Origin of the sequence: Mesorhizobium sp. (genome assembly GCF_005063415.1) — a bacterium.
GTDB lineage: Bacteria > Pseudomonadota > Alphaproteobacteria > Rhizobiales > Rhizobiaceae > Mesorhizobium.
In genome coordinates this window covers 35,293-45,803 of record NZ_SUEG01000033.1, presented here as the reverse complement: position 1 = coordinate 45,803, position 10,511 = coordinate 35,293, and the positions used below count along the sequence as shown (strand labels likewise).

The following is a 10,511-nucleotide window of genomic DNA, read 5'->3' as shown; positions in this document are numbered from 1 at the left end:
GCAATGGCGGCCGGGGCGGCTGGCGCCGGCGCGGCGACGGCCGGCAGTTCGGTGCCGGTGGCAGGCGGCGAGGCATCAGATTTTGCCTCAGGAGCTGGAACAGTGAGCAGTTCGGACGGCTTGCCCGGTTCCTCGACCATTGCCAGAACCTGGCCGGTAGAATTCTGGGGGATCGAAACGACGGCGGTCTGCGCCGAGGCGGTCACGACATTGCCAGCCGTCGAGCGCAGTGTGATCGTGTAGTCGCCGGGCTTCAGCGGATCGTCGAGAATAATAGCAAAGGCGCCGTCGGGACCGGCGACCGTCGAGCCGAGCACAGTCGAACCGTTGAGAATCTCGACCTTGGCGTTGGGCGGCGCATAGCCAGCGACGACGATCGAGCCGTTACTTTCGATGCGCACGATGTCGAAGGTCGGCACGATTGCACCTGCTGCGGCCGGCGCGGCGGGCGCTGCCGCATCGGTGGACGCGGCGGGCGCAGGCGGCAGCCGGCCCTCGGTCGCCGGAGCGGCCGGTTTCGAAGCCGGCGGCGTCAGCGCAGCAACCTCCGCAGGCGGTGTGGAATTGAGATACGGGTCGAGTGCGCCCGATACATAGGCGGTTCCGGCCGCGGCGACAGAGCCGCCAGCCGCGAACAAAAACGCCTTCAATGGATTAATAGCCATGTTTCCCTGCCCCTTAGCCACCTAATTTCGGTCTAGCCTGTTTTGCCAAAGCCGACAAGAAAAAGCCCGCCCCGGGGCTTGACCATGCCAATAGTCCCTATCACCAATCATAACATGAACACGATTCGATCTGTCTGCGTCTATTGCGGCTCGTCCCCGGGCCGAGATGAAACCTATATCAAGGCCGGACACCTGCTTGGCCGCTCGATCGCCAAGTCCGGCCTGCGTCTGATTTATGGCGGCGGCACTAAAGGTATCATGGGTGCCGTCGCTGAAGGGGCATTAAAGGCTGGCGGCAAGGTAACGGGCATCATTCCACGTTTTCTGATCAACCGGGAGGCGACCGAAACCGCGCTTAACCGGCTTGACGAGCTCGTCATCACCGACAACATGCACGAGCGCAAACACAGGATGTTCGAGAAATCCGACGCCTTTGTGGCGTTGCCCGGCGGCATCGGCACGGTCGAGGAGATCGTCGAGATCATGACTTGGGCGCAGCTCGGCCATCATCGCAAGCCGATCGTTTTCGGCAACGTCGGAGGGTTCTGGGATCCGATGCTGGCGTTGCTCGACCACATGGCGACGGAGGGCTTCATCCACACGGCGCAACGGGTCAAGCCGCTGGTGGTCGAGGATCCGGAAGCAATCGTCGCCGCTATCATGGTGGCGGGCTCCTCCGTAGATGCACCGACGGAGGGCGTGCAGTCGGTGATTGATAAGATGTAGAGTGAATGGTGAATGGTGAAGTACAAGACTTTCCGAACCGGCGCCTGTCTATCCTCTACTGACTATTCACCATTCACTATTCACTATTCACCCCTGCCCTACCGCCCTCCTTAAGTCCGCAATGACCGCACGCTTGTCCTGACTTCTTCGTTAGGCGGCTCGAGCGGATGCGGCAACGGTCTTGCGCGCCGAAGAAAACATCGACCAGGAGTACATCGCCAGCGCCGCCCAGATCAGCCCGAAGGCTATGGCCTGAACGGTGCCGAAAGGTTCGCCGAAAATCAGAACCGCGATCAAAAAGACGATCGTCGGCGCGATATATTGCATGATGCCGATGGTGGAGAGGCGCAGCAGCCGGGCGCCGAACGCAAACAACAGCAGCGGCACGGCGGTGACCGGACCGCAGCCAATCAGCAAGGCGGTGTCGTTCAGCGAGCTGGAGACGAAATGATCCTGTCCTGTGGCGATCAGGAAGACGATGTAGCCGAACGCCGGCACCGACAGCAGCAGCACTTCAAGCAGGAAGCCCTGGCTCGGGCCGATTGGCAGCGTCTTGCGGAAGAAGCCATAGGCGGCAAAGGAAAAGGCCAGCACCAGCGACACCCAAGGCAGCTTGCCCGCGTCGATGGTCAGCACCGCGACCGCGATTGCTGCCAGCACCACCGCCGCGATCTGCAGGCGGTCGAGCCGCTCGCCGAGCAGCAGCGCGCCGACAACGACGCTGACCAGCGGGTTGATGTAATAGCCGAGCGCCGTCTCGATGGTGCGGTCGACCGCGATCGCCCAGACATAGATGCCCCAGTTGACCGAGATCAGCGCCGCCGTCAGCACCGCCATCGAAATGATGCGCGGCGAACGAACTGCCGCTTTGAAATCGGCGGTGCGACCGGCCCAGACCAGGACAGCGGCCGCGATTGGCACCGACCAGACGATGCGGTGGGCGATGACTTCGGCCAGCGGCAGATGTGCGACAGCCTTCATGTAGAAGGGCAGCAGCCCCCAAAGCAGGTAGGCGCCGAGGGCCAGCAGGAAGCCGCGACGAGCTTTGGTGTCGGTCTCGATTTGAAGTGCTTGGGTAGTCATGGCCCAAGGCTATGCGCCAGCAGCTTGCCCAAAACCATCGCAAATTGCTGATGGATCAATGGAGTCTCGCTGATGGTTCAACGCTACTCCGCCGCCGCCAATCCCGCCATGTCGCGGTTCTTCATCAGCTTGTAGACGATCGAATCCATCAGCGCCTGGAACGAAGCATCGATGATGTTTTCGGAGACGCCGACCGTCCACCAGCGCGCGCCGGTGCCATCATGCGATTCGATCAGCACGCGGGTGATCGCCTCGGTGCCGCCATTGAGGATACGCACCTTGAAGTCGGCCAGTTCGAGATCGGCGATCTCGCTCTGGAATTTGCCGAGATCCTTGCGCAGCGCAATGTCGAGCGCGTTGACCGGGCCATGGCCTTCGGCGACCGACATCTTCTCCTCGCCCTCGACCAGCACTTTCACGATCGCCTCCGAGACCGTCTTCAGCTGGCCGTTGGCGTCGAAGCGGCGCTCGACCATGCAGCGGAACGAGGTGACGCGGAAGAATTCCGGCAGGCCGTGCAGCATCTTGCGCGCCAGAAGCTCGAAGCTGGCGTCGGCTCCCTCGTAGGCGTAGCCCTCGGCCTCGCGCTCCTTGACCACGGCGATCAGCGCGTCGAGGCGATGGTCATCCCGGGGCATGTCGATGCCGCGCCGTTTCAGCTCGGCCAGGAAATTGGCCTTGCCACCCTGGTCCGAAACCATGACGCGGCGGCGGTTGCCGACCGTTTCTGGCGGCACATGCTCATAGGTCGCCGGCTCCTTGGCCAGTGCCGAGGCATGGATGCCGGCCTTGGTGGCGAAAGCGGAGGCACCGACATAGGGCGCCTGCGCATCCGGCGCGCGGTTCAGCAACTCGTCGAAGGCGCGGGACAGGCGCGATACACCGGTCAACGCCTCTGCCGAAATCCCTGTGGCAAAGCGGCGGGAAAAGGCTGGCTTCAACGCCAGTGTCGGCACGATCGAGATCAGGTTGGCGTTGCCGCAGCGCTCGCCGATACCGTTCAGCGTGCCCTGGATCTGGCGCACGCCGGCCTCCACGGCAGCAAGCGAATTTGCCACCGCCTGGCCTGTGTCGTCATGGGCGTGGATGCCGAGATGGTCGCCCGGTATGCCAGCGGCGATCACCTTTTCGACGATGGCGCGCACCTCGGAGGGCTGCGTGCCGCCATTGGTGTCGCACAGCACCACCCAGCGCGCGCCGGCTTTATAAGCCGTCCTGGCGCAGGCCAGCGCATAATCGGGGTTGGCCTTGAAGCCGTCGAAGAAATGCTCGCAGTCGACCATCGCCTCCTTGCCGGCAGTGAGCGCCGCCTCGACCGAGGCCTTGATCGCCTCGAGGTTCTCCTCATTGGTGCAGCCGAGCGCGACGCGGACATGGTAGTCCCAACTCTTGGCGACGAAGCAGATGGCGTCCGACTTCGACTGGACCAGCGCGGCAAGGCCGGGATCGTTCGAGATCGACACTCCTGCCCGTTTGGTCATGCCAAAGGCAACGAACTTGGCATCGGCCGTGCGACGCTCGGCAAAGAAGGCGGTGTCGGTTGGATTAGCGCCGGGGTAGCCGCCCTCGACGTAGTCGACGCCGAACTCGTCGAGCAGCTTGGCGATGGCGATCTTGTCCTCGACGGAAAAGTCGATACCCGGCGTCTGCTGACCATCGCGCAGCGTGGTGTCGAACAGATATAGGCGCTCGCGAGCCATGGTCATTTCCCGGCAAACATGTCCGTTGCGCGGATCAGCCTGTCGAGGATGCCCGGCTCCGAATAGGCGTGGCCGGCGCCTTCGATCAGATGGAAATCCGCTTTCGGCCACGCCTTGTGCAGCGCCCAGGCATAGCGCGCCGAGCAAGGCATGTCGTAGCGGCCGTGAACGATGGTACCCGGGATATCCTTAAGCTTCCATGCATCGCGCAGCAGCTGTCCCTCTTCAAGCCAGCCGGCATGGACGAAATAGTGGTTCTCGATGCGGGCGAAAGCTAGGGCATAATCATCCTGGCCGAAGGGACCACTGGTTTCCGGTTCCGGCAGCAGCGTGATCGTCTCGCCCTCCCACAGGCTCCAGGCGCGAGCGGCCTCGACCCGCGCCACAGGATCGCTGCCGACCAGCCGTTTGCGATAGGCGGCCATCATGTCGCCACGCTCAGCCTCCGGGATCGGCGCCAGAAACCGCTCCCACTTGTCGGGGAACATCTCCGAGACGCCGAACTGGTAATACCATTCGAGTTCGGCGCGGGTCAGCGTGTAGATGCCGCGCACGACCAGTTCGCTGACCCGCTCGGGGTGGGTCTCGGCATAGGCCAGCGCCAACGTCGAACCCCACGAGCCGCCGAACACCAGCCATTTGTCGAAGCCGCACATTCTTCGCAGGCGCTCGATGTCGGCGACAAGGTGCCAGGTGGTATTGGCTTCAAGCGAGGCATTGGGCGTCGATTTTCCGCAGCCACGCTGGTCGAACAGGACGACATCGTACAGCTTCGGATCGAACAGCCGCCGGTGCTTTGGCGAGATGGTGCCGCCCGGCCCGCCATGCAGGAACACAGCCGGCTTGGCACCGCGGGTGCCGGAGCGCTCCCAATAAACCTGATGGCCATCGCCAACGTCGAGCATGCCGGACTCGAAAGCCTCGATCTCGGGATAGAGGGTACGGAATTCGCTGCTCATAATTTCAAGCCCTGCTGCGGCCAGTTGGCCGTCTCGTGATCGGGATGCTGGAAGGATATGATGGATTCCTGTCGCGCGTAGAAATCCGGGTCGTCATGGATCGGCGCGTCGAAGATCGTCTCGACCCAGGGCAGCCTGGCGGCGTAGTTGACCTGGATCTGCGGCGCCAGATCGGAACGGTCGTCGAAGGCGCCGATGGCGATCTCCAGCGCGCCGGGCTGGCGGTAGGTCAGCGGTGTGCCGCAGCGGGCGCAGAAGCCGCGATCGATGTTGACCGACGACTGAAAGTAACTCGGCTCCTCGCGCAGCCATTCGACACCGTCGCTCGGCACTGTCACCAGCGCGCCGAAAAACGAGCCGAACTGTTTCTGGCACATGCGGCAATGGCAAATCGAGGGGCGGCCGAGCGCGCCGTGGATGCGGAAGCGCACGGCGCCGCACTGGCAGCCGCCGGTACGAACGGTTTCGGTCATGATCTTTCCTCCCTCGGCCATTGTTCGGTGTCGTGGTCGGGATGCTGGTAAGAGACGAGGTCGGCGAGATAGGAGGCAGACGAGACGTCGGCCATCGTTTCCTCACCGGGCAATTCGTGAACTTGATCCACATAGGGGAGCTTGGCTTCGACACCCCATTGGATCGTCGGCGCGATCTCCTCGGGGTGGTCGAATGCGGCGATGGCGAGCGCCACGCCGTCGGGCGCTTCGAAGGTCAGCGGCGTGCCGCATTCGGCGCAGAAACCGCGCAAAGCCGCGTTGGACGAGCGGAAGCGTTTGGGCTCACCGCGCGTCCAGTCAAGCCTTGCGCCGCGCACCGAGACCAGCGGCAGGTAGAAATTGCCGCTCGCCTTCTGGCACATGCGGCAATGGCAGACGGAAGCATCGCCGAGCGTGCCTTCGACGCGGAAGCGCACCGCGCCGCACTGGCAGCCGCCTGTATACACCGGTCTGTTGTCGAGGCTCATCGCGCACTACTCCGGAGCATGGCAGACCGCCTCGACATTGTTGCCGTCGGGATCGAAGACGAAGGCAGCGTAATAGTTCGGATGGTAGTGCGGGCGCAGGCCCGGCCCACCATTGTCCGTGCCGCCGGCGGCGATCGCCGCGGCGTGAAAGGCATCGACCTCGGCGCGGCTGCGCGCGGTGAAAGCGACATGCTGATCATCCTTCGGCTTGTCCCTGCCGGCGTGCAGCCAAAACACCGGCCGGTCGCGGCCGTAGCCGCCGACCTTGGCGCCGCCGGTATATTCCTGCGGCACCATGTAAAGCAGCGAGGCGCCGAGCGGCGCCATCGCCCTGTCGTAAAAAGCCTTCGACGCATCGAAATCCGAAACGGTGATGCCGAGATGATCGATCATCTTTTTACCTCCCAGGTGGTGATGCGTTCGCCGGTGACAGGGTCCTTGCCGTCCTTCAACTGGATGCCTTGCGCCAGCAACTCGTCGCGGATGCGGTCGGCCTCGGCCCAGTTCTTGGCGGCGATCAACGCGAGGCGTTTGGCGATCGCCTTGGCAATGGCGTCTTCATCTACCTTGGCCGTTGCGACGTCGAAGCCGAGGAACAACAGCGATGCCTTCAGTGAAGCGGCAGCATCGTTGTCTTCAGCGGCTGCGTTGCCGCTACCAGCGTTGAAATCAACAGCATCGCCAGCCAACTGCGTCAGCAACTGGAATGCGGCATAGGTGGCCAGGTCATCCGACAGCGCTTCGATCACATCCGCCGGCACCGGCTTTGCCGTCGGCGGCGCGAGATCGGCCGCCCGCTTCCATTTGCGCAGCGTATTCTCCGCCTCTTCCAGCTTGCGCACAGAAAAGTCGATCGGCTCGCGATAGTGCGTCATCAGCATCGCCAGCCTGAGCACCTCGCCCGGCCATTTGCGGCCGCCAAAGGTCTCCGTCTCCAGCAATTCGGTGATCGAATAGAAATTGCCCAGGCTCTTGGACATCTTCTGCCCTTCGACCTGCAGGAACCCATTGTGCATCCACACCTTGGCCATCGTTTCGGTGCCGTGGGCGCAACGCGACTGCGCGATCTCGTTCTCGTGGTGCGGAAAGATCAGGTCGAGACCACCGCCATGGATGTCGAACACCTCGCCGAGATAGGCGGCCGACATCGCCGAGCACTCGATGTGCCAGCCGGGCCGACCCCTGCCCCACGGGCTGTCCCAGCCCGGTTCCTCGGGCGAAGACAATTTCCACAGCACGAAATCCTGCGGGTTCTTCTTGTGCGCATCGACGGCGACGCGGGCGCCGGCCTGCTGCTCATCGAGATTGCGCTTCGACAACTGCCCATAATCCGGCATGGAAGCGGTGTCGAACAGGACTTCTCCAGCCGCGACATAGGCATGGCCGCGTTCGATCAAGCGCTGAATCAAGAAGATCATGTCGATCTTGCCGTCGGGCCTGGGCTCGACGAACTCGGTGGCGCGCGGCTCGACCGTCGGTTCCAGGCAACCGAGCGCCGCCACGTCCTTGTGGAACTGGTCGGCGGTCTTTTCGGTGACCCGCCTGATCGCTTCGTTCAGCGACAGCTTGCCAGAGGCAATCTCGCCGCCGAAATCGCGCAGGGCGCGGGCGTTGATCTTGTCGTCGACGTCCGTAATGTTGCGGACGTAAGTGACGTGCGCTTGCCCGTAGAGATGGCGCAGCAAACGGAACAGCACGTCGAAGACGATCACCGGCCGCGCATTGCCGATATGGGCGAAGTCATAGACCGTCGGGCCGCAGACATACATGCGCACGTTGCGCGGATCGATCGGGAAGAAATCCTCCTTGCTCCGCGTTAGCGTGTTGTAGAGGCGCAGGCTCTTCGATGAGTCAGACATACGTGCGTTTCCGGTGCGTTACTTTGTTTGAGCATGATCTTTTGGGATCCTGCTCTGGATGGAGTCGGTTACGCCGAGGCGCAAATCGGGCTCCAGCCTGCTGGCCGGGGCGTTTGTCCAATCTGGGAGGAGATGAGGCGAAAACGTCCAGGACCAGCGCGAGGCTAGCCGATAATGCAAATGCCACAAATGGCGAAAGACGTTCTCATGGCCGGCTTTATCGCCTTGCCCAGTGTTGCCGTCAAGTCGCTACCTTCGCCAAAAATATCGTTGGCTCACAGGAATTGAGCCATTGAAACATTTTATTAAACAGGTCGGCACTGTCATGAAACATTCGCCGGCTAGATCAGCAAGCGTCACGATTTGGTCAGATTCGGCCAGCAAACGCAGACACGAAGACGTTACCAGGGAAGAGAACAATGCCTAAGCAAGAATCCAATCGCGCCAAGCAACCGGCGCTCGCCAGCCACTACCGGGCGATCGGCCCGGCAGCAATCGTCGCAGCTCTTCTGCACACCGCGAAGAAGAAGAAGCCGGCGCAGAAGATCGTTTCGCCGCGCGCTGCCTGAGAATGTCGTCGGGAAAGATTGAGGCGCTCACGGCAGTAATAGTAGCTTTTGCTAAAATAAATTCATCTGACTGTCGTTCGCGCCGGACTTCTGGCGCTTGACCTTCTCGGGCTCAGGCTTGACGACGCCCTTCTCCTGAATCTCCGGCCCGGTATTGGCGACGTTGTTGACGAGGTCGGAAACCGGGATCGCTTCGAAGAAATCGGGCTGGGCGGGTCTCAGCAGGTCGGCCACATCGCGCGGCTCGAGCGTGCGGCAATCCAGCCAGCGCGCGAAATCCTCGGGATGGATCACCACCGGCATGCGGTCGTGGATATGGGCAGTATCGGCATTGGCATGGGCGGTCAGAATGGCGCCGGTGTCCATTTCCGAGCCGCCCGGCTCGGCATAGGTCTCAATCAGCCCGGCGAAGGCGACAAGCCGGCCATGCCTTGGCCGCACCCAATAGGGCTGCCCTCTTCTGCCACCGGTTTGGTGCCATTCGTAGAATCCCGAAGCCGGTACCAGGGCGCGGCGATGGCGCATGGCAGCGCGAAACGACGCCTTTTCCGAAGCCCCCTCAGAACGCGCGTTGAACAGCAGCGGGAAGTTACGCGTATCCTTGACCCAGGCCGGGATCAGGCCCCAGCGCACCAGCATCGGGCGGCGGTCGGGCAGGTTCGAGCCCGGCGCCTGTGGGAATCCGGCGAGCGCCATCAGCACCGGCTGCGTCGGCGCGATGTTGTAGCGGGCCGGAAACTCCTCAAGTTCCGCCAGGCCGAGAAAGGCGGCGGTCTGGTCCGGAGTGGCTGTCAAGGCAAAGCGTCCGCACATGAATTCAGCTCTCGAATTGGTGGCATGTGAAAGTGGCCATGGAACCCGCCTTTCGCAACCGCTAAAGCTGTTCGCCGACGGCCGGTCCACAACGGGCTATGCCAATCGAGCGATCCGGAGCCCATGGAAGCACGCAAGATCATTCCGGCAGTCTCGGTCTGCGTCGTGCGCGAGAACACGGTGCTGCTGGTCAAGCGGGCCAGGCCGCCCTCGCAAGGCCTCCATGCCTTTCCCGGCGGCAAGGTCGAAGCCGGCGAGACGCTGGAACAGGCAGCACGGCGCGAATTGCTGGAAGAGACCGGATTGCAGGCGCGCAGCTACCGGCCGCTGCGGGAAATCCGCATCGACGGCAGCGGCGACGGGCATCCGGTCGACTACTGGCTGACGGTGTTTGGCGCCGATTATGCCGGCGGCGAGGCGGTGGCCAGCGACGACGCCGAAACCGCGGCTTTCTATACGCTGGCCGAAATGACAGCGATGCCGCTCGCCGATGCAGTGTTTGAAATTGCCGACGATCTACTCGGCCCCAACAAGGATGGCGAGACCTGAGCCAGAGAATCGCCTTGCAGGCGACAAATTGTTTCAGCACAAAGCCTCATGAGCCGCACGTCCTCGTTTCTCGCCGCCTGCCTCGCCATCAGTGTGAGTTTCGGCGTGCGTCCGGCAATCGCCGCCGAAGCGCCATTCGAGCCTGGGCTGATGCGGCTGGCGGAAGTGCTCGGTTCTCTGCATTTCCTGCGTAATCTGTGTGGCGAGAAAGGCGACCGGTGGCGAGCCGAGATGGAAAAACTGATCGCATCGGAAAATCCGAACCCGGAGCGGCGCGCCCGCTTCATCGCCAGCTTCAACCGCGGCTACCGGTCTTTCGGCGGCACTTATACCCAATGCACCGCCTCGGCGACGGAAGCCATCAGCCGCTACATGAAGGAAGGCGAGACACTGTCTCGCGACATAGCCTCTCGCTACGGAAACTGACGGCGGCAGCTGCCGTTCCGGCAAACCGGCATCAAGCGCCGGCGCTGTGGGTGGCGGACGCGTTCGACACTTCTCCGCTTGCCTCGAGTGAGGCCTTGGTGCAAACCTGATGTTGCACTTTTGCAACTATGTTAACGAAACGTTAGCGCGCGAATGTGAAATTAACTCAAACTGAAGGTTTCCGTCCCCTTGGCCGGCCTA

13 protein-coding genes are annotated in these 10,511 nt (G+C 62.6%); 4 read left to right on the top strand and 9 right to left on the bottom strand.

Features of this window, described 5'->3' with window-relative positions; all coding sequences use genetic code 11:
- Positions 1-665: Ig-like domain-containing protein (locus E5W70_RS11860; RefSeq protein WP_292658012.1), on the bottom strand; the 665-nt coding region annotated here is incomplete at its 3' end.
- Positions 666-779: 114 nt separating this feature from the next.
- Here E5W70_RS11860 and E5W70_RS11855 point away from each other — a divergent pair.
- Entirely contained in the window at positions 780-1,391 is a 612-nt protein-coding gene (locus tag E5W70_RS11855; protein ID WP_254820219.1) for a TIGR00730 family Rossman fold protein, read from the top strand.
- Between the two features lie 150 nt (positions 1,392-1,541).
- On the opposite strand, the gene rarD is transcribed toward E5W70_RS11855, so the two are convergent.
- From rarD to cysS, 7 genes are all read right to left on the bottom strand, one after another.
- Positions 1,542-2,474, bottom strand: a complete 933-nt coding sequence (rarD, locus tag E5W70_RS11850) for an EamA family transporter RarD (protein ID WP_292658009.1) — start codon at positions 2,472-2,474, stop codon at positions 1,542-1,544.
- An 83-nt stretch (positions 2,475-2,557) separates the two neighbouring features.
- Positions 2,558-4,180 (bottom strand): citramalate synthase, encoded by a 1,623-nt coding sequence (gene cimA / locus E5W70_RS11845; RefSeq protein ID WP_292658006.1) that lies wholly within the window; start codon positions 4,178-4,180, stop codon positions 2,558-2,560.
- Positions 4,177-5,133 (bottom strand): prolyl aminopeptidase, encoded by a 957-nt coding sequence (pip, locus tag E5W70_RS11840; protein ID WP_292658003.1) that lies wholly within the window; start codon positions 5,131-5,133, stop codon positions 4,177-4,179. Before pip ends, cimA begins: the two co-directional genes overlap by 4 nt.
- Entirely contained in the window at positions 5,130-5,606 is a 477-nt protein-coding gene (locus E5W70_RS11835; RefSeq protein WP_292658000.1) for a GFA family protein, read from the bottom strand. The genes pip and E5W70_RS11835 overlap by 4 nt, the downstream gene beginning before the upstream one ends.
- Positions 5,603-6,094 (bottom strand): GFA family protein, encoded by a 492-nt coding sequence (locus E5W70_RS11830; RefSeq protein WP_292657997.1) that lies wholly within the window; start codon positions 6,092-6,094, stop codon positions 5,603-5,605. Before E5W70_RS11830 ends, E5W70_RS11835 begins: the two co-directional genes overlap by 4 nt.
- A 6-nt stretch (positions 6,095-6,100) precedes the next feature.
- Positions 6,101-6,487 (bottom strand): VOC family protein, encoded by a 387-nt coding sequence (locus E5W70_RS11825; RefSeq protein WP_292657995.1) that lies wholly within the window; start codon positions 6,485-6,487, stop codon positions 6,101-6,103.
- On the bottom strand, positions 6,484-7,953 hold the full coding sequence (cysS, locus tag E5W70_RS11820; protein ID WP_292657992.1) for a cysteine--tRNA ligase: 1,470 nt from the start codon (positions 7,951-7,953) through the stop codon (positions 6,484-6,486). Before cysS ends, E5W70_RS11825 begins: the two co-directional genes overlap by 4 nt.
- Positions 7,954-8,372: 419 nt before the next feature.
- On the opposite strand from cysS, the gene E5W70_RS11815 reads away from it, so the two are divergent.
- Entirely contained in the window at positions 8,373-8,522 is a 150-nt protein-coding gene (locus tag E5W70_RS11815) for a hypothetical protein (protein WP_023677745.1), read from the top strand.
- Positions 8,523-8,573: 51 nt separating this feature from the next.
- On the opposite strand, the gene E5W70_RS11810 is transcribed toward E5W70_RS11815, so the two are convergent.
- Positions 8,574-9,335, bottom strand: coding sequence for an SOS response-associated peptidase (locus tag E5W70_RS11810; RefSeq protein ID WP_292657988.1), 762 nt, complete (start codon positions 9,333-9,335; stop codon positions 8,574-8,576).
- A 123-nt stretch (positions 9,336-9,458) separates the two neighbouring features.
- Between E5W70_RS11810 and E5W70_RS11805 the strand changes: the two genes are divergently transcribed.
- Both E5W70_RS11805 and E5W70_RS11800 read left to right on the top strand, forming a co-directional pair.
- Complete coding sequence (locus E5W70_RS11805; protein ID WP_292657986.1) at positions 9,459-9,884, top strand: NUDIX hydrolase; 426 nt, start codon at positions 9,459-9,461, stop codon at positions 9,882-9,884.
- 48 nt (positions 9,885-9,932) lie between these two features.
- On the top strand, positions 9,933-10,310 hold the full coding sequence (locus tag E5W70_RS11800; protein ID WP_292657983.1) for a TIGR02301 family protein: 378 nt from the start codon (positions 9,933-9,935) through the stop codon (positions 10,308-10,310).
- Positions 10,311-10,511: the final 201 nt, after the last annotated feature.